We start from the raw sequence: 24,102 nt of genomic DNA on the forward strand, positions 1-24,102 counted from the left end.
GATAACCATTTAACACCTATTTACCGAAATTAGATTAAACCACTTCATCTCCAATTATTTTTGCAGATAACAAGGCAAGCGGAATACCACCTCCCGGATGAACGCTGCCCCCACAAAAATATAATCCCTTTATTTTAGAAATGAAATTAGGATGTCGTAAAAAAGCTGCAAATTGATTGTTCGAGCTGTTGCCATATAACGAACCCTGATAAGAACCAGTTTTGATTTCGATACTTCTGGGGTCTAAAATTTCTTCACAAGAAATTAGGTCGCTAATATCTTGTTTCAACATTCGCGTTAGTTTCGACAGGATGTTCCTTTTAGCAGATACTATAAGTTCGTCCCAATTTTGGTTGTTATTTGCCGGCACATTAATCATCACAAACCAGTTTTCGCATCCTTTTGGCGCATCTGCTTCCAAGTGTTTGCTAGTAATATTTAAATAGATGGTTGGGTCGCTATAAATGGTTTTTTCCTTCCAGATGGCATCAAATTCGGCTTGATAATCTGCAGCAAAAAAGATGTTATGCAGGCCTAAATCAGAAAACTTTCCTTTAATTCCCCAATAGAAAATAAGTGCAGAGCTGCTCCGTTGCTGGTTTAAAAGTTTTCGGGGTGGCTTAACATTCTTAAGCAGTTTTTTATAGGTAAACCACACATCAAGATTAGATACTACGATTCTTGCATCGATATTCCTGCCGTCTACAACCACCCCTGCAGCTGCCCCCTCATGGTATAAAATTTCTTCAACCGGTGTATTAAAGTTAAATTTGACACCGAGATCTTCGGCTAATCTGACCAAAGCGTTGGGAATATCATACATACCTTTTTTGGGTAAATATGCACCAAAATGATATTCGAAATGTGGGATAACATTTAGGGTTGCGGGTGCTAAGTAAGGACTGGAACCGTTGTACGTGGCATAACGATCGAAAAGTTGTACAATTCTTTCATCACTAAAAAAACGCTTGTTAGCTTTATTTTGTGTTCTAAATGCATCGATTTTTCCAAACCTTAAAAAAGATTTTAAAGTATCCCAATGCAGATAACTGCCTAACTTATGCAAGCTGCGTTCTAAAAAAACACGGTGCGTGATTTCGTAGATGGTTTTGCTTTTTTGTAGAAACCGATTTACCTCAGCAGCCGTAGCATGGGTTCTCTGTTCAATCTCCTCCGCAAAATCGCCAATGTTTGCTGATGCTGTGAGCCTTAACCCGTCTTCGTAAAAATACCTGCAGATCTCATCAAGTTTTAGGTAATCAAAATATGCTTTTGGGTCTTTCTTGGCGAGATGGAAAAGTTCATCAACATATTGCGGCATAGTAAATAAGCTCGGGCCTGCGTCAAACCTAAATCCGTCTAAATTAATTTCTGCCAGCTTTCCACCCGCGTAAGGGTTTGCCTCAAAAACTTCTACCTCATATCCTTTAACAGCTAACCTAATAGCGGTTGCGATCCCTGCAATACCTGCACCAATAATAATCGCTTTTGGTTTAATCATGAAGTAATGAATTTGCTTGATCTTACGTCATCATCACCAAGGCAAAGAATATGAATGCGCAAGGTTAATCTGCTTAGTTCGTAAGTATCTAATCTCGCAAAAAGCAAGTATTCCAATCGTTCTGTTTTCATCATTTTCAACAACAACGAAGGTACTAAGAATTTTGTTTTAGATTATGCGTATCGTTTGCCGGTCTTGTTTTTCAGGCTTTCATCAACAGAAAGCGGACCCGAACCCAATACCCAAAACATAACCAGTAGAAACAGTACCATAACCGAGAGCCATAGCTCTGAATTTGGCGCCGAAAAGCCAGGTGTAAGGTTAACGAAAAATACGGCGAAAAACAGAATTGGTATCTGAATCACCACGGCGAAGCGGGTAACCAGACCCAGGGTAATCAAAATGCCACCTACCAGATGTGCAAAAGCCACCAGGTGAATTGCTACGCTAATCATCATACCAGAGAAACCAAATACATTGTTTTCGGTAATCATGTTTTGAAGAACCGAGGTGTCGCTGATAAATGATACACCTTTACCAATGATAATAAGGCCAAGAATCATTCTTAAATAATCTAGCCATTTTGCGTGATGAACATCTCCCCAATGCTCAATTTTACGGATTACGTTCATGGTGAACCTCCATTTTTTAGTGAATGATACATTAAGTTACGGATTTTAATCCGAAGAATGCTAATAAATGGATGTTCGAAACCATGCATTTATTTTATAACCATAAGGGATTAAACCTGCTAATGTAAAATTCACTTATAATTGATTTATACCATTTTGGTTTTTGGTTCATAAATTCTACTTTTGTAGCATAAAGTAGGTTTTACGATGAGCAAAGAGATATTAGAGTTTTCGGTATTGGTAGATGAAAAATTCGATTTGAAATTTGACTGGCTTAGTGGTTTTTTTGGATTAGCACTCAAATTCCTTGGAAAATAGTTTTTCAACCGTTTCTCATTAACGAGCAATTTTGCTTTGATGCTTCACTGCGATCTTTTCTTCGTGCTAATTCCGCCTACATCTAATCTAACTTGCGCCCTGCTATAAGGGTGGCTTTGCTTTTCTACTTTAGTCTTTCGGCTTTTACGCTTATCTTTGCAGAACAATGAGTAGAAGAAAACCTGGTTCGGTTACCATAGTACCGAACGTTCATATTATTGATATTGCAGAAGAAGGAAAAGGTGTTGGCAAGGCAGACGAACTGGTAATTTTTGTTGATAAGGCAGTTCCTGGCGATGTGGTTGATGTTCGTTTAACTAAAAAGAAGAAAAACTTTGCAGAGGCAGTTATTGATCAAATACACCAGAAATCTGAATTACGTACCGATCCATTTTGCCCTCACTTTGGTGCCTGTGGTGGTTGTAAATGGCAACACATGGGTTACGACTCCCAGCTGAAATTTAAACAAAAAAATGTTGAGGCAGCTTTACAACGCTTAGGGAAGATAGATACTTCGAATACCGAGCCAATACTCGGATCAGCAAAAGACAGGTACTACCGCAATAAATTAGAATTTACTTTCTCCAATAAACGCTGGTTAGATCGTACTGATATCGAACGTGATGAAGATTTCGATATGAATGCCTTGGGTTTTCACGTTCCTTTACGTTTTGATAAAATTTTGGATATCGAGCACTGTTACCTTCAGGCAGAGCCCTCTAATTCGATCCGGAATGCCGTTAGAGAATATGCTTTGGCTAACGCATTGTCATTTTACGATTTGAGAAATCATGAAGGAGCATTACGCAACCTGATTATCCGCACTTCGAGCACAGGCGAAGTCATGGTAGCGGTTGTTTTTGCATATCCAGAAGATGACCAGGTGAATGGTTTGATGAGCTTTCTGCAATCTAACTTCCCTGAAATTACTTCACTCTTATACATCATCAACCAAAAGAAAAACGATACCATCTTCGACCAGGATGTATACGTTTTTGCTGGCCGCGATCATATTTTTGAAGAAATGGATGGTATTAAATTCAAGATAGGCGTTAAATCTTTCTATCAAACAAATTCTGAGCAGGCTTTTGAGCTTTATAAAATTACAAAGGATTTTGCCGGTTTTACAGGCGATGAGTTGGTTTACGATCTGTATACGGGTGCAGGTACTATAGCAAATTTTGTGGCCAGAAGTGTAAAACAAGTTGTTGGTGTAGAGTATGTGCCAACTGCCATCGAAGATGCGAAATTTAATTCGGCGTTGAATGGCATCGAAAATACTATTTTTTACGCCGGGGATATGAAAGATATCCTTACTACCGAATTTATAGCAGAGCATGGTAAACCTGATGTGGTAGTCACTGATCCGCCACGAGCGGGGATGCATGCCGACGTTGTTAAACGTTTATTGGAAATGGAAGCAAAGAAAATTGTTTATGTAAGTTGCAATGCTGCTACCCAGGCAAGAGATTTGGAAATGTTGAGTGAGAAGTATGAAGTGCTTCGCATAAAACCTGTAGATATGTTTCCGCATACGCAGCATGTAGAAAATGTTGTGTTATTAAAATTGAAATAGCATAACCTGCTTTAGTTAGATCTTCTTATGTTTCTGTTTCTGAAAATTGAGGTCTGGCATTGTAGGTTTTGATCGTTAATTATGGATAGAGAAGAGTTATTGGGCGCTACCCCTGAAGATAGTGGTGCACCACAAAAGAAACAAGAAAGCCCGTTGGTAAGCTTAGAAAAGGATCTGGAATTTTACGCAGATGCGATCAAGGAAGTGGGTATAGAAATAATGGTTGAGGGAATTTCAGCGCATCCAATATTTATTGCACACCAGCACCAGGTTAATATCGGTGAAGTGATCCTGAATCGGGAAGAATTGAATACCGACTGGACAATCCAGGCCTCTACCTTCGAGGAATTTGTAGAAAAAGGCATCATCAGTAAAGAAAAGAAGGAACCGTTTCTTAAGGTTTATAAAAAGCCTGAAGATTACATGTGTGTTTTCGTGATTGTTCCGGAAGGGGCTAATTTTATTTATTATCCTTACAAAAAAAGAAAAGGGTAAATCAAGGTCTATACCGAGTTACAGTAAAAATCCTTTCATTTAAAAGGCTGCTTTGCATCCACAAAGCAGCCCCATTTTTATATTAACTAAAACTAAACTTAATTTACATGGTGTACATCGCCACTTTTTGATGATGATGTTTTCTTTAATGCGGCATTGCCTTTAAAACTTACATCCCCACCGCCGCTTGCTGCTGCTTCTAAACCCTTATTGACGTAAATATTCACATCAGAACCTCCGGATGCCTGCACTTTAGCATAGTCGGTAATTAATTCATAGGCATCGATATCGCTACCACCGCTAGACTGAATACTTAAATTACTGGCTTTACCTTTAAGGCTAATGTCGCTACCGCCACTAGATTGGATTGACAAGTCGGTGCAAGATACATTAAGTGTAATGTCTGATCCGCCAGAGGAGCGAATAGCTAGCCTATCGGTTTTTATCTGGTTTTGCCCAAAAACATCAGCCCCGCCAGATGCGGCAATTGCCGAAAGTGTCTTATAGGTAACGTAGGCCTTAATTACTCGGTTGCTAAACAAACCGCCCCAACTTATTCCATCTTTAAATTTGATATTAATTTGATCTCCTTTTTGTTCTACAACGATGTTGCTTAAGGTTTCAGCATCTGTTTTAATGCTTACACTTTCGCTATTGCCCTGGGTTAGGTATAAGTCTATGCCACTGCTTACACCTATGCTTTTAAAACCGCTAACCGGAAAGTTTTTGGAATCCTGAGCATTTGCAGCGCATCCGCTTATCGCCAAAAATAATAGAATGGTAGTTTTAATAAGGTTCTTCATGATTTTGTTATTGGTTATGAATTAGACGCCAACAAAAGCGAAACGTTGCAAGCAATTAAAATTATTTTGCAAATAGTTTGAAATTGATCCTTAAAATCATTCTTTTTGTAATCAATCGTAACATTCAATGGCATCGCAACTACTCATTCTTAATAAAAAACAAATCCAACAGAAAATAGATCGTATTGCTTATCAAATCTTGGAAGATAACCTAAACGAGAAAGAAGTTGTTTTGGCAGGAATTTGGGATCGAGGATATAAATTAGCGGTTAGATTAGAACAGGTACTCAAACAAATCTCCGGCTTTAAAATCACACTGCTTCGAATTGATCTTCAGAAAGAAAGCAGTAAATTAGTAGCTAAAACCGATTTGGACGAAACGCATTGGAGAAACAAGGTAATTATTATTGTTGATGATGTATTGAACAGTGGTAAAACCCTGGCTTACGGTTTAGGTGTTTTTTTAAATACACCTCATAAAAAAATAAGAACGGTGGTCTTGGTAGATAGAAGCCACAAAATATTTCCTGTAGCCACCGACTTTGTAGGCTTGGAACTTGCTACGGTTTTAAAAGAACACGTTGATGTGATAATGGATGTAGCCGGAGAAGAGGACCGCGTTTACCTCAGCTAAGCAATATTAGGCCATGGAGACTATTCAGGCTCAATTAATCATTCCAAAACGTTAGCCGACCGATGCGTGCTTATTAATGTAATTGTTGTAACCCAGATCTTTATTTAACAATATGCCGGTATGTATCTACCTAAGAAGAATAACCTGATTTATCAATTTTTTTCCTGGTACATTTCATATATCATTAAGAAAGATTTCACCTCATTTAATTACAACAAGATTTCAGTAAAACCTGGTTCGGCTATTCTGTTATTAGCAAACCATTTCAGTTGGTGGGATGGTTTCTTCGTTTTCTATCTTAATAAAAAGTTTTTCAAACGGCAGTTTCATGTACTGGTGAATGCCGAAAATTATAGAGAGGTCGGTTTTCTGAAATATCTAGGCGCCTTCGCTGCTGAAAGTAATGGCCGGGATATAATTAATATGATCGAATATGCGGGCAAGTTGTTAGACGATGAAAATAACTTAGTCCTTGTTTTTCCTCAAGGTAAGCTACACTCCAATCATTTAACCAGCATCAACTTCGAAAAGGGGGTAATGCAAATGATCAATGCAAGCAAAAAAAACATCGATATTATATTTGCTGCTACGTTCACTGATTATTTTTCGAACCGCAAACCAATTGTGAACTGTAATCTTCAATCCTGGCAAACAGAAGAGTATGTAAGTTTGCAACTGTTAAAAAGTGCTTACAATAAACATTACGATCAATCTGTTGTTAAACAAACACAAATCACAGAATGACAATCTTTATTTACGCGGTATTAATTTTTCTAGTCATTCGGTTTTCCGTAACGCTTTTTAACTTTCTATCAAACCCAAAGCTTCCTAAAACAGTAAAACGCCACAACGATCTGGTTTCAATTCTTGTTCCTGCCCGCAATGAAGAAGAAAATATCTTAACATTGATGGAGTCAATCCGGCAACAAAATTACGAGAATTATGAGGTAATTGTACTCGATGATGGAAGTACAGACGACACTTTCTCGAAGGTAGCAGGTTTTGCAGCCAACTATCCTTCTTTTCGCGTTTTGAAGGGGAAGGAGCTAGCGCCCGGATGGCTCGGTAAAAATTATGCCTGTCATCAACTTGCTGAAATCGCAAAGGGCAAATATTTTCTTTTTGTAGATGCCGATGAGACATTAGAAAAAGGTTTAATCGATAGTTTGATTAATAGAATCAGTTTAGGTAAGCTAGCCCTCCTTAGTATTTTTACAAATCAGGTAACCAAAACTATTGGAGAGAAGCTCACTGTGCCATTAATGCACTTTATCTTATTAAACTTACTCCCGCTGCGCTTGGTAAGGTTTTCCAAAAACCCAGAGTTTGCTGCAGCAAGTGGTCAATGCATGTGTTTTACTGCTCAAAACTACCAACAAAATAAGTGGCATGAACATGTTAGAAATAGAGTGGTAGAGGATGTTGAGATTATGAAAGCCGTTAAACGTAGTGGCTATAATGCCGAAGCACTTTTGGGTAATAACCTCATTTATTGCAGGATGTACAAAAATCTCAATGAAAGTTTAAATGGCTTTAGTAAAAACTTATTAGCCGGGTTTGGTAATAACATTATAATCTTAGTAATTTACCAGCTTTTGGTAACATTAGGTCCGGTTATTTTAATATTTAATTTCAATGCCTCTTTAGTAGTATTACCCATTACATTAATTTTTTTAAGCAGGACCATGATCTCCTACTTATCGGGGCAGTCTGTGCTGATGAATTTGATTTTGCATCCTTTTCAGATGCTTTTCTTTTTAATCATCTCAGTTTTATCAATCATTAAACACATATTTAAAATAGGCACATGGAAGGGCAGATCGATCAAAATGATTTAAAAGTTAAAAAGGTTGCCGTTGCAATGATTATTATATTTCATTTAGTTGGCCTCATCGGTTTTTTGGTTCCAATGGCGCAGCCCTACTTCTTAAAGTTGGTTCCTTTTCACCTGTTGCTCATGTTTGCTATCATTATTTTTACTTATAATGGCAATGTAAAACGACTGGCGCTATTCATTAGTGGCGTTTTTTTATGTGGTTGGCTGGTAGAGGTTTTAGGCGTACATACAGGTAAAATTTTTGGCAGTTATTACTATGGAAATACGCTCGGCTACAAAATAGCTGCTGTGCCTATTTTGATGGGCGTAAATTGGGTAATACTCATATTTAGCATTGGGCAAATGATGAAGGGCTTTAAAGTGAGGAACAGTACCGTGGCTTCTTTACTCGGCGCATTCATCCTGATTACATTTGATTTTTTCTTAGAACCGGTGGCAATGAAGTTTGATTACTGGCAATGGGATTGGCATAAAGTCCCGCTTCAGAACTTTATTGCATGGTTTATTGTTTCAGTTATCTTACTAAAATTCTACTATGCATTTGGTTTGAAACAGCAGAAGTTAATCGGTTCTGCCATGTTCCTTTCACAACTGATCTTTTTTGTTGTCTTGTATATGACAACTGGTGCAAATATTTTTACGTAATTTTGCTTTATAATGGGTTATAACTTAAAAGTTCACATCGATAAATCATCTGGCTTTTGCTTCGGCGTAGTGTACGCAATTGAAATGGCCGAAGACATTTTAGATAGCGAAGGTTATTTATATTGTTTAGGGGATATTGTGCACAATGACGAAGAGGTTGCCCGCCTTACTGATCGGGGACTTAGAATCATCGACCATGAAGTTTTAAAAAATTTAAGAAACGAAAAAGTTTTAATCAGGGCACATGGTGAAGCACCCTCTACTTATCAGCTCGCTTTAGCAAATAACTTAACGCTTATTGATGCATCTTGCCCTGTGGTGCTTAAGCTTCAAAACCGAATTAAAAATTCGCATGATGATGAAGAACAGGTGCTGATTTTTGGTAAACATGGTCATGCGGAGGTTATTGGCTTACAAGGGCAAACAGACGGGAAGGCTATCGTATTTCAGGATTTGACCGAACTAGATCATGTAGCGTTGCCTGCTAAATTTACCCTGTACAGTCAGACTACGAAAAGCACGGATAAATTTTACAGTATTAAAGATGAGTTAATTAGTCGCGGCTACGAGGTAAAGGCTAATGATACCATTTGCAGGCAGGTATCTAACCGTTATGAGGAATTGGAAGATTTTGTCAGCCATTACGATAAAATCATTTTCGTTTCTGGTAAAAAATCATCCAACGGTAAGGTGCTCTATGACGTTTGTAAAAAATATAATCAAAATTCATACTTTATTTCCAATGTAGAAGATTTGGAGTCAAGCTGGTTTGTACCTGGAGATAAAGTAGGCATTTGCGGCGCAACTTCTACGCCGATGTGGTTAATGGAAAAAGTTAAAACACAATTAGAATTGTATTAATGTAAACCAACGCAATGGTTTCCTGTTTTAATTGTTACTACTCATAAATAATTACCTATCAATTGAAAACTGAAAGCACACATACCGGAATTTTCGTGGCAATTTTGGTAATATTGTGTTGGTTCACATCCCTATCATACCTCCTCCAGTGGGATTTCAATTGGCGTAATCCATTGGTTTACTTCATGCTACTCTTGCAGATGCACCTGTATACGGGCTTGTTCATTACGGCGCATGATGCGATGCATGGTACAGTTTCATCAAACAAAGCCTCGAACAATTTCATAGGTTATATAACTGTATTTCTATACGCTGGTTTCTTTTATAACCGTCTCTATGCCAAACATCACCAACACCACAGACATGTTCACACCGGTGATGACCCGGATTATGCGCCACATGGCTTTTGGAAATGGTATCTTCGATTTATGATGAATTATGTTACCATTATCCAGCTTGTAATTATGGCCGTTGCATATAATGTTTTAAATATTTGGTTTGATGAGCGGAATTTGTTGCTTTTTTGGGTGTTGCCTTCCTTGCTTAGTACTTTCCAGTTATTTTATTTTGGCACCTATCTACCCCATAAAGGAGAGCATGACAACGAATACCATGCTTCCAGCTTACAGAAAAACCATTTGCTTGCCTTTTTTTCCTGCTACTTTTTCGGCTACCATTTAGAACATCATCAAAAACCTCAAGTTCCCTGGTGGATGCTATACAAGCAAAAAAACTAACATTTGACTTAAAAATGTCATTCTGCTTTACAACCGAACGTTTTTAAATTCCTTAAAACAGTATTTTTGTGACAAAAAACTAGGTTTGGTAACTTCTAATTTATTTCCAAGAAATATGTTGCATAAGAAACACCTGTTCACCTTTCTATTTATTCTTGTTTCTGCATTTTCTTTTGCACAAAGTTGCATAATTAAGGGGAAGGTAACCAATGTTTTTACAAACCAACCAATAGTTGGCGTTACCGTCCAATTACAAAATATTGGTATCGGCACCCAGACCGATAGCCTGGGTAACTATTCTTTAACAGCCTTGAAGCCTGGTGTTTACAACATTCAGTTTTCAGCTGTAGGCTATTCAAACAAAAGTTTGTTTGATGTACAGGTTGCCAATGCCAAGCCTACCACAATTGATTTGGCCTTAGAGACTACTCAAAATGACATTGGTGAAGTGACCGTAAGATCTCAACGCTTTGTTAAACCGTTAGAAAGTCCGTTATCTTTGAGAACCATCGGCGTGAACGAAATCAAGCGTAATCCTGGTGGCAATCGTGATATCTCGAAGGTAATACAATCTTTACCAGGCGTCTCTGTGCCGGTAAGTTTCCGCAATGATATTATTATTCGAGGAGGTGCACCGAATGAAAACCGCTTTTTTATAGATGGGGTAGAAATCCCCAACATCAACCACTTTACCACCCAAGGATCTTCCGGTGGTCCTGTAGGGTTAATTAATGTAGATTTTATCAAGGAAGTAGATTTTTATTCTGGCGCTTTCCCAGCTTCAAGGGGTAATTCTCTGAGTTCGGTTTTCGAATTTAAACAACGCGATGGCAATACAGACAAGCTTGGCGCCTCCCTCACTATAGGCTCTAGTGATTTTGCAGTAACCATGGATGGACCAATAGGTGCAAAAACAACATTTTTAGCATCCTACCGCTTATCTTATTTGCAAGGATTATTCAAGCTTTTAGGTTTGCCATTTCTTCCTTCCTATCAGGATTTTCAATTTAAGGTTAAAACAAAATTCAACACCAGGAACGAGTTAACCATCTTAGGCTTGGGCGCCATAGATCGCTTTAAGCTTAACTTTGATGCCGATCCAACGGAAGAAAATCTTTACACTTTATCTGTAATTCCGGTAAATAGCCAAGACAACTATACCATTGGTGCAGTTTACAAAAACTATCGCGAACGTGGGTTTTCAACAGTAGTAATTAGTCGAAACTATTTAAACACCAGTGCCGATAAGTTTCAGGATAATGATGAAAGCAAATTGAAAACCCTCACTTACGCTTCAAAAGAAACAGAGAATAAATTCCGGTTCGAAAATTCGTCTAAAGAGGGCATTTACAAAATTAATTTTGGCATAGGTGCAGAAACTGGAAGTTATAATGTTCAAAATGTAGTGCTTTTGCCTAATGGTCCGTTAAACTATAATTCTGATTTCGACATGGTGAAGTATGGGGCGTTTGCGCAAGTGAGTGCATCTTATTTTAACGACAGGCTTAGTTTATCTACCGGTTTCAGGATCGATGGAAACAATTTTAGCAGCCAAATGAATAATCCGCTAAAAACATTTTCGCCAAGGTTTTCGGCTTCTTATAAGTTCACCGAAAAATTTAGCTTTAACTTTAATACCGGAATATATTATCAATTACCCGCCTATACGCTATTGGGCTATCGTGAAACCAGCACATCGCCACTTTTAAATAAAAATGTAAATTACATTCGGGCAACCCATCTGGTTGCCGGATTGGAATACAACAGTTTAAAAAATACCAAATTCACCATCGAGGGATTTTATAAACGCTATGCTAAATATCCTTTGTTAAAACAAATTAATGATACTATCCCCTTGGCAAACCTGGGGGCAGATTTTGGCGTGGTGGGCAATTTGCCTTTAGTTGGCGAAACCGATGGAAGAAGTTATGGCGTAGAATTTTTTGCGCAACAGCGTTTAACGAAAGGTTTCTATGGCATTTTCGCATTAACATTATTCAGAAGTGAATTTGCCGACAAGCGCAATATACTGGTGCAATCTAGCTGGAACAGCAGGTACATTTTAAGTGTTACCGCTGGTAAAGTATTTGCAAAAAATTGGGAGGTTGGTGCAAAGTTCAGGTTTAGCGGCGGAAGCCCCTATACACCTTATGACGTGGCGTATTCATCCTTAAAAAGCAGTTATAATGTGTTGCCAGAGGGCGTTAGAGATTTCGATCAGCTAAATAATTTAAGATTAGCCGATTTTTATCAGTTGGATGTTAGGGTAGATAAAAAGTTTCCTTTTAAAAAGTTTAATTTCAATCTTTACTTAGATATACAAAACTTAACATATAACAAATACCAATTGCAGCCCGCATTGGTTTTAGATAGAGATCTAAACGGAAACCCACAGGATTTACCAGGAGATCCATCACGCTATAAAACAAAGCTTTTGAACAATAGCGGAGGAAACATTTTACCAACCTTGGGCATAATACTTGATTTTTAAAAATGAGCAAAAAAGGAATTTTACTGGTTAATTTAGGTACACCAGATAGTGCAGCTACACCCGATGTAAGAAAATATCTCGATCAGTTTTTGATGGATGAAAGGGTCATCGATATCTCCAAAGTGAGCCGGACATTGCTGGTTAAAGGGATTATCGTGCCATTTAGAAGTCCAAAAACTGCTAAGTTATATAAGGAAATATGGAATGAAAATGGTTCTCCATTACTTTATTACAGCAAATTACAGGCAAAGTTGCTACAAGAAAGGTTGGGAGATGACTACCATGTTGAATTAGCGATGCGTTATCAAAATCCATCGGTAGCAGCTGCACTGGCTAAGTTGAAAGCAGGTTTGGTGGAGAGTATTCAGGTTATTCCGATGTTTCCACAGTATGCCTCGGCCAGCTCTGGCTCGGTAATGCAGTTGGTTATGGAATTGGTAAGCAAGTGGCAAACTGTACCGCCAATATCCTTTGTAAATTCTTTCCATGATAACGAATTGATGATCAAGGTTTTCGCAGAAAACGCCAGAAAACATGATGTTTCAAGTTATGACCATGTGCTATTTAGTTTCCACGGTTTGCCAGAGCGCCAGTTGTTAAAATGCGACCATACGGGCAGCTATTGCTTAAAAAATAAAGACTGCTGCCAAACGCTAAATGATACCAATAAGTTTTGTTACTCGGCACAAGGGCATGATACAGCCAGGCTAATCGCTGCAGAACTAAATCTTCACCGCGATCAATACACGGTTTGTTTCCAATCTCGTTTGGGTAAAGAACCCTGGGTGCAACCTTACACTACCGATGTGCTTAAGAAACTAGCTGCAGAGGGAAAGAAAAGGTTATTGGTTTTTAGTCCAGCTTTTGTGGCCGACTGTTTGGAAACTTTGTACGAAATTACGGTAGAGTATCACGAAGAATTTAGGGAACTTGGTGGAGAGCATGTTCAACTGGTAGAGAGCTTAAACGATAGTCCGGTATTTATCGAAGCATTAGCTGGAATGATAAAATAAGTTTAAGATGCCAAAGTTGATTATATTAATGGGCGTTTCTGGTAGCGGAAAAACAGTAATAGGTACAGCGCTGGCAAAAAGAACTTCTGCAATTTTTATTGATGGCGATGATTTGCATCCACAAAGCAATATCGATAAAATGGCAGCTGGTATCCCACTTACAGATGACGATCGCTTGAGTTGGTTAGAATTACTAGCCTCACTGGGGCACAAATACCAAACGAACAATACCAGCTGCATTATTGCCTGCTCGGCACTTAAATACGAATACCGAGAATTACTCAGATCTGGTAATAATGATATTGGCTTTATCTATCTAAAAGGCAGTTTCGAATTAATTTTTTCCCGTATTCAACAACGGCATCATCAATACATGCCTGCCAGTTTACTCCAGAGCCAATTCGACGCATTAGAAGAGCCATTGGCAACAGAAACCGATGTGCTAGTTGTTAGTATCAATCGAGATTTAAACACTATTATAAATGAAATTGAGAATGCTAAATGGCTTTCTTAATAGCCGCTAAAATTTGCACTGTAGCACCTTTTTGTTTGTAAACATATGCTCTCGCAGCTGCGGATGATATCTCGTTGCGCTTAAACATTTCAAATGCATCAATCAATGTTTCTTCATTAATGATACTCTTTGCAGCGCCAACTGAAATCAGATCTTTGGCTTCTTGGAATTTATCGAATTTTGGTCCAAAAATAACCGGCAAACCAAATGCCGCAGCTTCTAAAGTGTTGTGAATGCCTGTGCCAAACCCCCCACCAATGTAGGCTAACTTTCCGTATTGGTACAGCGATGAAAGTATGCCAATGTTATCAATTATCAGAATTTGCGATTGGTTTCCCGTCGATGATTTTTCTAAGTTGGAATACTTAACGGCCTTTGGAAATAACTCCTCGAGCCCGCGAATGTGCAGTACGTCTATTTCATGTGGTGCTATAATGAGTTTCCAAGCAGGATGTTGCTCGGCTAAAGAGACCAGCAATTTCTCGTCGGGCAACCAGGTACTGCCTGCAATAATCACGGGTGCGTCTTTGCAAAACGCTGCTATGATCGGTAAAGGTTTCGGATGTTGCGCATTTTCGTAAACGCGGTCAAACCTGGTATCTCCACTTCTGGTTACGTTATTAAATCCAATAGATTTCAATAAAATTTCACTCTCTTCATTCTGAACAAAGAAGTGACTCACCGCAGTCAATAGATTTCGGTAAAAGCCTCCATACCAGGCAAAAAAGGTTTGCTGGGGCCTAAAAATTCCTGATATGAGATATAGGGGGATTTGTCTTTCTTTGAGTGTTTTAAAATAAAAATGCCAGAATTCGTATTTCGTAAATATTGCAACCTCGGGGTTAATTAAATCTAAAAATCGTCTAGCATTACGCTTACTGTCCATCGGAAGGTAAAAAACATCCGCTAAAGGGTAGTTTTTCCTGATTTCATATCCTGAAGGAGAAAAAAAGGTAATAACAATTTGCTTATCTGGATATTGGGTTTTTAATTGCTCCAGAACTGGTCGCCCTTGCTCAAATTCACCTAAAGATGCAAAGTGAAACCATATGTGCTTTTCTGCTGGATTTATCCGTTGAACAATTTGTGTATAAACATTTTTACGCCCATTTATAAACTGTTCGGCTTTTGGATTAAACAAAGAAAATACCCTGATAACGAAAGTGTAAACCCTAATTCCGATTATGTAAAGCAAAAGCATAAGTGTAATTTCATATCTTCGTGCCAAGATAAAACGAATATATTTAAAAAGCTTAAGAATATATGAAAATAGCCGTTATTGGTACCGGATACGTAGGTTTAGTTACCGGAACTTGCTTAGCAGAAACAGGAAACGACGTCATCTGCGTAGATATTAATGAAAGTAAAGTAAAAAAAATGCAAGAGGGAGAGGTGCCAATTTACGAACCAGGTCTCGATCTTTTATTTCATAGAAATATCGAGCAAGGCCGCCTCACTTTTACCACCCATTTGGCCGATGCGGTAAAGGATGCACAAATTATTTTTATGGCCTTGCCAACCCCTCCAGGTGGAGACGGCGCTGCAGACCTATCATATATTTTAGGAGCTGCCAAAGATATTTCTAAGCTAATTACCGATTATAAAGTTATTGTTAACAAATCTACTGTCCCTGTAGGCACAGCTGATAAAGTTAAAGCCGTTTTTCTAGCAAATACCGATGTTGAGGTCGACGTTGTATCGAATCCCGAGTTCTTAAGAGAGGGTGTGGCTGTCGATGATTTTATGAAGCCAGACCGGGTGGTATTGGGTACCAAAAGCGAAAAGGCTAAAAAGTTGATGACCGAACTCTACGGTCCGTACGTGCGCCAGGGTAACCCTATTCTGTTTATGGATGAGCGTTCCTCAGAGCTGACAAAGTATGCTGCGAACTCCTTTCTGGCTACAAAAATTACTTTTATGAATGAGGTAGCAAACCTTTGCGAACTGGTGGGTGCCGATGTTGATGCCGTAAGGAAAGGTATCGGGTCTGATGAGCGAATTGGTAAACGTTTCCTTTTTCCGGGCGTTGGTTACGGCGGTTCTTGCTTTCCAAAAGATGTGCAGGCACTTGTTAAATCTTCCGATGACTATGCCTATGATTTCCAAATTTTAAAATCGGTAATGGAAGTAAACGAAAGACAGAAGATTATTCTGGTTGATAAGTTGATTAAATACTATAAAAATGATATTCAAGGCAAACATTTTGCGCTTTGGGGATTGGCTTTCAAACCAGAGACTGATGATATTCGGGAGGCTCCAGCGTTATATATTATCGATAAATTGGTAAAAAATGGAGCTACTGTAACCGTGTTCGATCCTGAAGCAATGAAAAACGTTGAAGGTGTAATTGGCGATAAGGTAAAGTATGCAAAGAACCAGTACGAAGCTTTAGAAGGCGCCGATGCATTATTAATTGCCACTGAATGGTCGGTCTTCCGAAACCCAGATTTCCAAAAAATTGAAGATATGCTGAAAAATAAAGTTATTTTTGATGGTCGAAACTTGTATGATCTACAAAAAATGGTCGATCTTGGCTATTATTACAATAGCATAGGCAGAAAACTTATAAATTAAATGGGTCGAAAAAGAATATTGATTACAGGAGCAGCTGGCTTTTTGGGCTCGCACCTTTGTGATCGTTTTGTGAAAGAGGATTACCATGTTATTGGCATGGATAATCTCATTACTGGCGATATGGCCAATATTGAGCACCTTTTTCAGTTAGAAAACTTTGAGTTTTACAATCACGATGTATCAAAGTTTGTCCATATCCCAGGTAAACTGCACTATATCCTTCATTTTGCTTCTCCTGCAAGTCCGATAGATTATCTTAAAATACCTATACAAACTTTAAAGGTTGGCTCATTAGGTACACATAACCTGCTGGGTTTAGCCCGAAATAAAGGAGCAAGAATGCTCATCGCATCTACATCAGAAGTATATGGTGATCCGAATGTGAACCCACAGCCAGAAGAGTACTGGGGAAACGTTAATCCGGTAGGGCCACGTGGTGTTTACGACGAAGCCAAGCGTTTCCAAGAGGCCATTACCATGGCTTACCATACTTTCCACGGCGTAGAAACAAGAATTATCCGCATTTTTAATACTTATGGCCCAAGAATGCGACTAAATGATGGCCGTGTATTGCCAGCTTTCATAGGGCAGGCTTTGCGTGGAGAAGATTTAACCATCTTTGGCGATGGTAGTCAGACCCGCTCATTTTGTTATGTGGATGATTTGATAGAAGGGATTTACCGTTTGTTAATGAGCGATTACGCACAGCCCGTAAACATTGGTAACCCCGACGAAATAACCATTAAGCAATTCTGCGAAGAAATTATTAAACTTACTGGCACCGAGCAGAAGATTGTCTATAAGGATCTTCCGCAGGATGATCCCAAACAAAGGCGACCAGATATTACCAAAGCGAGGTCAATTCTGGGCTGGGAGCCAAAGGTTGATCGTGCAGAAGGTTTAAAAATTACCTACGAATACTTCAAATCTTTGCCTCCTGAGGCTTTAGAAAAAATTGAACATAAAGACTTTACTACATTTAATCGTTAACATGTCAAAAATTTTAGTTACCGGTGGAACCGGCTACATTGGTTCGCATACAGTTATAGAGTTACACAATGCAGGTTACGAGGTTGTAATTATCGATAACCTTATTAATTCCAACATCAAAATTTTAACTCAATTACATGCCATCACTGGTAAGTGGTTTGATTTCCATGAGATAGATTTGCAACAGGAAGAAGCCGTAAATGCATTTGCAGAAAGCCACAGCGATATTACAGGCATTATTCATTTTGCAGCTTATAAGGCAGTAGGAGAGTCGGTAGCGCATCCTTTAAAGTATTACAAAAACAACTTTTATAGTTTAATCAATTTGTTAACTGCGTTTAACAATAAAATGAATTTTGTTTTTTCTTCATCGTGTACAGTGTATGGCCAGCCAGATGCTTTGCCAGTTACAGAGGTAGCACCAGTTAAAAAAGCAGAATCGCCTTATGGCAATACCAAGCAGATTGCAGAAGAAATTTTGACAGAAACTACTGCAGTAACACCAGATTTAAATGTCATCGCTTTGCGTTACTTTAACCCGGTTGGCGCACATGAAACAGCATTAATTGGCGAATTACCTAATGGTGTTCCTGCTAATCTGGTTCCGTTTATTACCCAGTCGGCAATAGGGAAACGTGGTCCAATTACTGTTCATGGTAATGATTATGATACTCCAGATGGGTCTGCCATTCGCGATTATATTCATGTAGTAGATTTGGCCAAAGCACATGTGGCTGCGGTAAAAAGGTTAGAAGAGCAAAAAGCTTCATCAAATTACGAAGTTTTTAATATTGGTACAGGAAAGGGGTCATCCGTGTTAGAAATTATTACCGCATTCGAGAATGCCAATGGAGAAAAGCTGGATTACAAAATCGGACCAAGAAGAAGTGGCGATGTGGTGCAAGTGTTCGGCGATGTAACGAAATCGAACAAAGAACTGGGTTGGAAAGCAGAATTAGATATTAATGAGATGATGCGGTCGGCCTGGGAGTGGGAAAAATACCTCAAAGCCAACCCTTTTTAAATGAAGTTATCGGAGCATAAAGATTTAAAAAGCGCAATAATAGCCTTGCCCCCGAAGGAAAAAGATAAGCTATTATTGCGCCTAATAGCTAAAGATAAAGTGCTAACCGAACACCTGCATTACACCCTGCTCGAAGATAAGCACGACCTGGAAGATCGTAAAGAAAAAATAAAGGCCGATGTTGAAGAGAAGCTTTCAGAACTCAAAAAACTTAATGCAAAAGATGCGCTGGCTAAGGTAAGAAAGATGATTACCGCCGTAAATCATTTTTATAAAGTAACAAAAGACCCGGTGGGCGAAGTAGAGCTGAAGTTCTTTATACTTACGGCTATTCCAGTAGATTATCGCAAAACCAGTTCGGGCTACCGCGATTATCTTTTCCTGTTTTCCAATTATTATATCAAAACAGTATCGGTAACTATCAATAAATACCGAAAACTACACGAGGATTTGCAATTCGATTTAAGCACACCGTTAAATAATTTGCTCAATAAAATCTATTCTTCTAAATTAGCTGCGTTGGCAAATTCTGCCAACCTACCCACAGATATTAGCTAAAGTGATAAACACCAAGTAATGTTCGGATTATTTAAAAGAAAAAAAATAGCACCCGAATTTAATTTCTCTAACATCGGAACTGATGTACACTCGCACATTATTCCTGGCGTGGATGATGGTGCCCAAACCCTGAACGATTCACTTGCTTTGGTTAAGAAACTTAAAGCTGTGGGCTATCAAAAATTAATCGCCACGCCACATATTATGGCAGATTATTACCGCAATACCCCAGATACAATAAAGAGAGGTTTGGAACAGTTAAGAAAAGGTGTAGATGAGCTACAACTCGATATCGAGATTGATGCTGCTGCAGAGTATTACCTGGATGAGACACTTGAAAAGAAAGTACGTGAAAAAGATGTCTTAACTTTTGGCAATCAGTACCTGCTATTTGAGCTCTCTTACGTTAATGCTCCAAAAAATCTCATCGATTTCATCAAAACAATCCAGGATGCTGGTTATAAACCGGTGCTTGCCCACCCGGAAAGATATCCCTATTTCTATAACACGTTTGAGCGTTACCATCAAATAAAAGAAACAGGTTGTATGCTACAATTAAACGCGATTGCGTTAACCGGTTATTATGGTTCGGGAGCAAAAAAGGTTGCAGAAGAAATGGTAGAGCATAGCCTTGTAGATTTTATTGGCAGCGATATGCACCATGTTAGGCATGCTACAGCTTTAGCACAAAGCCTCTCCACAACATCAATGCAACAACTACTGGTTCAGCGCCAGCTCAAAAACGTGTACCTCTAAGATAGAAACTTTCTATCGCAGCGAGTAAGCGTATTACTCGTACCTTAATGCTTCAACAGGATCCAATCTTGCGGCTTTCTTTGCCGGATAATAGCCTGATAAGATGCCAACGCCTACGCAAAGCAGAAATCCACCAATGATAAATATCCAGGGGATTAAAAATGCCCCGCCCATGGCTAAAGAAATTATATTCCCAAGTACAATCCCTAAAAAGATTCCCAAAGCACCTCCCATTAAGCAGATCACAACAGCCTCTATCAAAAACTGGCGACGAATAACTTTAGGGTTAGCACCAATGGCTTTACGGATACCAATTTCTCTGGTACGCTCGGTTACTGATACCAACATAATGTTCATAAGGCCAATAGAAGCGCCAATGAGGGTAATAATTCCAATGGCAACACCACCGATAGCAACGAATGCCAGGTTTTCAAATAAGGTTTGGGCAATGGCATCACTTTTTGTAATCTCGAAATTGTTTGACTCGCCTATCTTTACTTTTCTAATATTTCTAAATAATGCCGTGGATTCTCCAATTACATTTTCCTGGTCATTGTTATCACCAACCATAACCGTAATGGTATAAGAAGGGTTAGCATTTGCATTGATTTGCTTTGCTTTAATAAGCGGAATGTATACCGCCCTATCGCCACTAAAACCCATACTCGAACCCTTTTTCTCCAGTACACCTACAATCTTAAATCGATTGTTGCCCACGTTAATTAACTTATCCATGGGGTCGGTGTCTTTAAAAAGCCTTGCTACAACCTCTCCGCCAACAATACACACATTGCTGCCAAGCTTAACTTCAGACACCCCAAAATTTCTGCCCAGAGATAGGTTTAAACCCTGGGAGGCTAAGCCGTTTTCATCAATTCCTTGTACATTAATATTCGGGTTGGTTTTCAAACTGCCATATTTGACTGTAGAGCCACCACTTGCAAAAACGCTTACAGCTACAGTGGCTGGTGCCTTTAAACTATCCTTAAAGTTAATGGCGTCTTCATATCGGATCGATTTAAATGGCTTCGGGCGCTTCCCGTTTCCAATTCTTATACCTGTGCCTCTATTTCTTATCGTAAAAGAATTTGCACCCATGCTACTAAATGCATCCGTCATGCTTTTCTTTACAGCATCCAGCGTAGTCAAAATCCCAACAAGGGCCATTAAACCAATGGCAATAATTAACGCGGTAAGCATGGTGCGTAAGCGGTTACCCTTAATAGATTCTAATGCCAGTCTGGTGTTCTCTCTGTAATTCATTTATGTTCCTTATCGAGTAGGATGAGTATGAGGATATAATTGGTTGTTAGGTCTAAAGTTAGTTTTTATCTACTATTATAATTTATCTACCAGGCTAAAAATAAAAAAAGTCCCGATGCTTAGACATGGGGACTGTACTTTATGTTACAATAATTTTTATTTAAGCCGAGAAACTGGTGCCACATCCACATGTGCTTGTCGCATTCGGATTAACAAAAGTAAATCCCCTGGAATTTAAACCATCTTGCCAATCGATCATCATTCCCATTAGATACATTTGGTGTGCTTTATTCATATATACTTTTATCCCATCGATGAAAAACTCTTGGTCGCCATCTTTCTTCTGGTCAAAGCCTAAAATGTAATTCATTCCTGCGCATCCGCCGCCTTCCACGCCAACACGTAAGCCATAATCGTCACCAATTTCTTGCTGGTCTTTCAATTTATGCAACTCTTTTGATGCGCCTTCCGAAAAAGTTACCGGTGCAAATGCTGTATCAACTGTTGTGCTCATATCTATTTCAAATTTATCTATTACAAATATAAATAATAATGCACATTTTTGCTTTTAACCACCCGTTAATATTACCGTAATTAAACAATACCCATGAATGTACAACAAGTTTTAAGTGATGTAGTTATCCTTTTCGCTGGCCTTTTCTCTGCGTTGGCGGCGTTTTATTATTTCTCCAGAAATGATATCCAACGCTTTTTTGATTTAAAGCAAATGGAGATGAATAAGGAGGGCAGGGTGCATCTGTTGCCTTTACGCTTACAAGCACACGAAAGGCTTATCATTTTCACTGATAGAATTAACCCAGTAAATTTACTTGTACGTTTACATCAGCAAGGCGTAAGTATCTCTACGTTGCAAGCCGGCATTTTAAATGAAATAAAATCAGAGTATCAACATAATATTACTCAACAGCTATATGTAGATAGCACCACCTGGAGTGTTGTGCGAAAACTGAAAGATGATACCATCGCAATGATTAATAATGCAGTGAAGGGTTTGCCTGCCGATGCAAATGGTATCGAATTGAGCACAGCAGTTTTAACGCACATGACAACTATTGATGAAAATCCATATGATTTAACAATAGAATTAATTAAAAAAGACATTCAAAAAATGTTCTAAATTCAGTTTTCGTGCAAGCACCTAATTGCAATAGAGCATGAAGTAACCTAACCAAATATGAGTGAAAAAAAATATACTACAACCTCTGGGATAGAAATTAAGGAGTTGTATGTTGCTGCCAAACTGCTGGAAGAGAAACCTGGTGAATTCCCTTTTACCAGGGGCATTCAAAAAGATATGTACCGAGGCAGGTTGTGGACAATGAGGCAATATGCAGGTTTTTCTACGGCCGAAGAATCTAACAAACGTTATCATTATCTATTAGCCCAGGGAACAACAGGTTTATCAGTCGCATTTGATTTACCTACCCAAATTGGTTACGATTCAAATCACGACATGGCCGATGGGGAAGTAGGAAAAGTTGGTGTAGCGATTGATTCCTTGAAAGATATGGAAATTCTTTTCGATGGAATAGCCCTAAAAGACATTACCACTTCCATGACTATAAACGCTACTGCTTCTATTCTGTTGGCCATGTATATTGCCTTGGCTAAAAAGCAGGGAGCCGATTTGAAGGAGATTTCGGGTACTATCCAAAATGATATCTTAAAGGAATATGCAGCTAGGGGTACGTACATTTATCCTCCTAAACCTTCTATGCGCATTATTACAGATATTTTTGAGTTTTGCAGTAAAGAAGTGCCGAAATGGAATACCATCTCCATCTCGGGCTATCACATCCGCGAGGCGGGTGCTAATGCTGTACAAGAGCTTGCCTTCACTTTAGCAAACGGGAAAACTTACCTTAAAGCAGCTATTGCAAAAGGCTTAGATATTAATGTTTTCGCAAAGCGATTATCATTCTTCTTTAATTGCCACAACAATTTTTTTGAAGAGATTGCCAAGTTCAGGGCCGCCCGCAGAATGTGGGCAACAATTACGAAAGAGTTGGGCGCAACCGACCCGAAAGCGCAGATGCTACGTTTCCACACACAGACTGGTGGTTCTACTTTAACGGCACAGCAGCCATTAAATAATGTAATTAGGGTTACCAACCAGGCTATGGCTGCGGTTTTAGGGGGCACGCAATCGCTACATACCAATGGCTATGATGAGGCTTTATCTCTACCCACAGAAGCAGCAGCAAAAATTGCCCTACGTACCCAACAAATCATTGGTTTTGAAAGCGGTGTAACAGATACAGTAGACCCGCTGGCGGGCTCGTTCTTTGTAGAAAGCCTTACAGATGAAATAGAAACCGCCGCATGGGCCTACATTGGTAAAATCGATGCAATGGGCGGATCGGTAAATGCAATTGAGAGCGATTATATGCAAAATGAAATCGCAAAGGCAGCTTACCAATACCAGCAAGAGATAGAATCGGGAGAGCGGGTATCTGTTGGGGTAAACAAATTTACACAAGCTAAAGAAGGGATCAACGATATCTTTAATATAGACGATTCGATCAGAAAAATTCAATCTGATAAGCTAAGAGAACTTAAAAGTAACCGAAATAATGAAGCCGTAAACCAAGCACTTATAGCATTGGAAGAGGCCGCAAAAGGCAATGACAACCTAATGCCGTTGATTATAAATGCGGTAGAAGCTTATGCCAGCCTTGGAGAGATATCAGATGTTTTGAGAAGGGTATTCGGAGAATATTAAACCGTATCTACCATTTTGGTAAACCTCAGTTGTAATTGCGTTTAAATGGGGTAGATATTCCACAGTCAATCAATCCTGTCTTAATGTCGAAACTATATGGTATCAATTGCCTGTTATCATTTTGTTTGATATAGAGG

25 protein-coding genes are annotated in these 24,102 nt (G+C 38.9%); 19 read left to right on the top strand and 6 right to left on the bottom strand.

The features are described 5' to 3' along the window. Window positions 1-34 precede the first annotated feature (34 nt). Together crtD and OQ268_RS17040 are read right to left on the bottom strand one after the other, a co-directional pair. Window positions 35-1,501, bottom strand: coding sequence for a 1-hydroxycarotenoid 3,4-desaturase CrtD (gene crtD, locus OQ268_RS17035; protein ID WP_265857935.1), 1,467 nt, complete (start codon window positions 1,499-1,501; stop codon window positions 35-37). A 173-nt stretch (window positions 1,502-1,674) separates the two neighbouring features. Then, complete coding sequence (locus OQ268_RS17040) at window positions 1,675-2,133, bottom strand: DoxX family protein (RefSeq protein WP_265857937.1); 459 nt, start codon at window positions 2,131-2,133, stop codon at window positions 1,675-1,677. Window positions 2,134-2,340: 207 nt separating this feature from the next. On the opposite strand from OQ268_RS17040, the gene OQ268_RS17915 reads away from it, so the two are divergent. From OQ268_RS17915 to OQ268_RS17055, 3 genes are all read left to right on the top strand, one after another. After that, entirely contained in the window at window positions 2,341-2,451 is a 111-nt protein-coding gene (locus OQ268_RS17915) for a phenylalanyl-tRNA synthetase subunit alpha (RefSeq protein ID WP_265857939.1), read from the top strand. Between the two features lie 166 nt (window positions 2,452-2,617). Further along, on the top strand, window positions 2,618-4,027 hold the full coding sequence (gene rlmD / locus OQ268_RS17050; protein ID WP_265857941.1) for a 23S rRNA (uracil(1939)-C(5))-methyltransferase RlmD: 1,410 nt from the start codon (window positions 2,618-2,620) through the stop codon (window positions 4,025-4,027). An 81-nt stretch (window positions 4,028-4,108) separates the two neighbouring features. After that, a complete protein-coding gene (locus OQ268_RS17055; RefSeq protein WP_265857943.1) occupies window positions 4,109-4,522 on the top strand; it encodes a hypothetical protein in 414 nt (137 codons plus the stop codon). Window positions 4,523-4,620: 98 nt separating this feature from the next. Here OQ268_RS17055 and OQ268_RS17060 read toward each other — a convergent pair whose 3' ends face one another. Continuing rightward, window positions 4,621-5,325: a head GIN domain-containing protein gene (locus OQ268_RS17060; RefSeq protein ID WP_265857945.1), complete on the bottom strand. Its 705-nt coding sequence runs from the start codon at window positions 5,323-5,325 to the stop codon at window positions 4,621-4,623. 127 nt (window positions 5,326-5,452) lie between these two features. Between OQ268_RS17060 and OQ268_RS17065 the strand changes: the two genes are divergently transcribed. The 9 genes from OQ268_RS17065 (at window position 5,453) to OQ268_RS17105 (ending at window position 14,057) form a co-directional block, all read left to right on the top strand. Further along, a complete protein-coding gene (locus tag OQ268_RS17065; protein WP_265857946.1) occupies window positions 5,453-5,959 on the top strand; it encodes a phosphoribosyltransferase family protein in 507 nt (168 codons plus the stop codon). Window positions 5,960-6,079: 120 nt separating this feature from the next. Then, a complete protein-coding gene (locus OQ268_RS17070; RefSeq protein ID WP_265857947.1) occupies window positions 6,080-6,703 on the top strand; it encodes a 1-acyl-sn-glycerol-3-phosphate acyltransferase in 624 nt (207 codons plus the stop codon). Continuing rightward, window positions 6,700-7,797, top strand: coding sequence for a glycosyltransferase (locus OQ268_RS17075; RefSeq protein WP_265857949.1), 1,098 nt, complete (start codon window positions 6,700-6,702; stop codon window positions 7,795-7,797). Before OQ268_RS17070 ends, OQ268_RS17075 begins: the two co-directional genes overlap by 4 nt. Then, window positions 7,767-8,441, top strand: coding sequence for a carotenoid biosynthesis protein (locus tag OQ268_RS17080; protein WP_265857951.1), 675 nt, complete (start codon window positions 7,767-7,769; stop codon window positions 8,439-8,441). Before OQ268_RS17075 ends, OQ268_RS17080 begins: the two co-directional genes overlap by 31 nt. 12 nt (window positions 8,442-8,453) lie before the next feature. Then, on the top strand, window positions 8,454-9,302 hold the full coding sequence (locus OQ268_RS17085; RefSeq protein WP_265857953.1) for a 4-hydroxy-3-methylbut-2-enyl diphosphate reductase: 849 nt from the start codon (window positions 8,454-8,456) through the stop codon (window positions 9,300-9,302). A 62-nt stretch (window positions 9,303-9,364) separates the two neighbouring features. Next, the gene (locus tag OQ268_RS17090) at window positions 9,365-10,039 is read left to right on the top strand and encodes a fatty acid desaturase (RefSeq protein ID WP_265857956.1); all 675 of its coding nucleotides are present in this window, start codon (window positions 9,365-9,367) and stop codon (window positions 10,037-10,039) included. A gap of 115 nt (window positions 10,040-10,154) precedes the next feature. After that, window positions 10,155-12,530 (top strand): TonB-dependent receptor, encoded by a 2,376-nt coding sequence (locus OQ268_RS17095; RefSeq protein ID WP_265857958.1) that lies wholly within the window; start codon window positions 10,155-10,157, stop codon window positions 12,528-12,530. Window positions 12,531-12,532: 2 nt separating this feature from the next. Next, window positions 12,533-13,543, top strand: coding sequence for a ferrochelatase (gene hemH / locus OQ268_RS17100; protein WP_265857959.1), 1,011 nt, complete (start codon window positions 12,533-12,535; stop codon window positions 13,541-13,543). Between the two features lie 7 nt (window positions 13,544-13,550). Next, complete coding sequence (locus tag OQ268_RS17105) at window positions 13,551-14,057, top strand: gluconokinase (RefSeq protein WP_265857960.1); 507 nt, start codon at window positions 13,551-13,553, stop codon at window positions 14,055-14,057. Here the strand turns inward: OQ268_RS17105 and OQ268_RS17110 are convergent. Continuing rightward, on the bottom strand, window positions 14,041-15,258 hold the full coding sequence (locus tag OQ268_RS17110; protein WP_265857994.1) for a 3-deoxy-D-manno-octulosonic acid transferase: 1,218 nt from the start codon (window positions 15,256-15,258) through the stop codon (window positions 14,041-14,043). The genes OQ268_RS17105 and OQ268_RS17110 overlap by 17 nt on opposite strands. A 62-nt stretch (window positions 15,259-15,320) precedes the next feature. On the opposite strand from OQ268_RS17110, the gene OQ268_RS17115 reads away from it, so the two are divergent. From OQ268_RS17115 to OQ268_RS17135, 5 genes are read left to right on the top strand one after another with little or no spacing between them, the layout of a single operon-like run. Further along, entirely contained in the window at window positions 15,321-16,631 is a 1,311-nt protein-coding gene (locus OQ268_RS17115) for a UDP-glucose dehydrogenase family protein (protein ID WP_265857962.1), read from the top strand. Beyond that, entirely contained in the window at window positions 16,632-17,621 is a 990-nt protein-coding gene (locus OQ268_RS17120) for a UDP-glucuronic acid decarboxylase family protein (protein ID WP_265857964.1), read from the top strand. A 1-nt stretch (window position 17,622) separates the two neighbouring features. Next, window positions 17,623-18,645: a UDP-glucose 4-epimerase GalE gene (gene galE / locus OQ268_RS17125; RefSeq protein WP_265857966.1), complete on the top strand. Its 1,023-nt coding sequence runs from the start codon at window positions 17,623-17,625 to the stop codon at window positions 18,643-18,645. Then, entirely contained in the window at window positions 18,646-19,203 is a 558-nt protein-coding gene (locus tag OQ268_RS17130) for a hypothetical protein (protein WP_265857968.1), read from the top strand. 18 nt (window positions 19,204-19,221) lie between these two features. Continuing rightward, window positions 19,222-19,959: a tyrosine-protein phosphatase gene (locus OQ268_RS17135; protein WP_265857970.1), complete on the top strand. Its 738-nt coding sequence runs from the start codon at window positions 19,222-19,224 to the stop codon at window positions 19,957-19,959. A 33-nt stretch (window positions 19,960-19,992) separates the two neighbouring features. Here the strand turns inward: OQ268_RS17135 and OQ268_RS17140 are convergent, their stop codons facing one another. Together OQ268_RS17140 and OQ268_RS17145 are read right to left on the bottom strand one after the other, a co-directional pair. Continuing rightward, window positions 19,993-21,222 carry an ABC transporter permease gene (locus OQ268_RS17140; RefSeq protein ID WP_265857972.1) on the bottom strand — a complete coding sequence of 410 codons (1,230 nt, stop codon included), beginning with the start codon at window positions 21,220-21,222 and terminating at the stop codon, window positions 19,993-19,995. Window positions 21,223-21,382: 160 nt separating this feature from the next. Beyond that, complete coding sequence (locus OQ268_RS17145) at window positions 21,383-21,736, bottom strand: HesB/IscA family protein (protein WP_265857974.1); 354 nt, start codon at window positions 21,734-21,736, stop codon at window positions 21,383-21,385. A gap of 93 nt (window positions 21,737-21,829) precedes the next feature. Here OQ268_RS17145 and OQ268_RS17150 point away from each other — a divergent pair, with 93 nt between their 5' ends. Both OQ268_RS17150 and OQ268_RS17155 read left to right on the top strand, forming a co-directional pair. Further along, complete coding sequence (locus OQ268_RS17150; protein WP_265857975.1) at window positions 21,830-22,360, top strand: DUF7935 family protein; 531 nt, start codon at window positions 21,830-21,832, stop codon at window positions 22,358-22,360. Between the two features lie 57 nt (window positions 22,361-22,417). Beyond that, the gene (locus OQ268_RS17155; RefSeq protein WP_265857976.1) at window positions 22,418-23,965 is read left to right on the top strand and encodes an acyl-CoA mutase large subunit family protein; all 1,548 of its coding nucleotides are present in this window, start codon (window positions 22,418-22,420) and stop codon (window positions 23,963-23,965) included. Window positions 23,966-24,102: the final 137 nt, after the last annotated feature.

Origin of the sequence: Pedobacter sandarakinus, assembly GCF_026240095.1 — a bacterium.
GTDB lineage: Bacteria > Bacteroidota > Bacteroidia > Sphingobacteriales > Sphingobacteriaceae > Pedobacter > Pedobacter sandarakinus.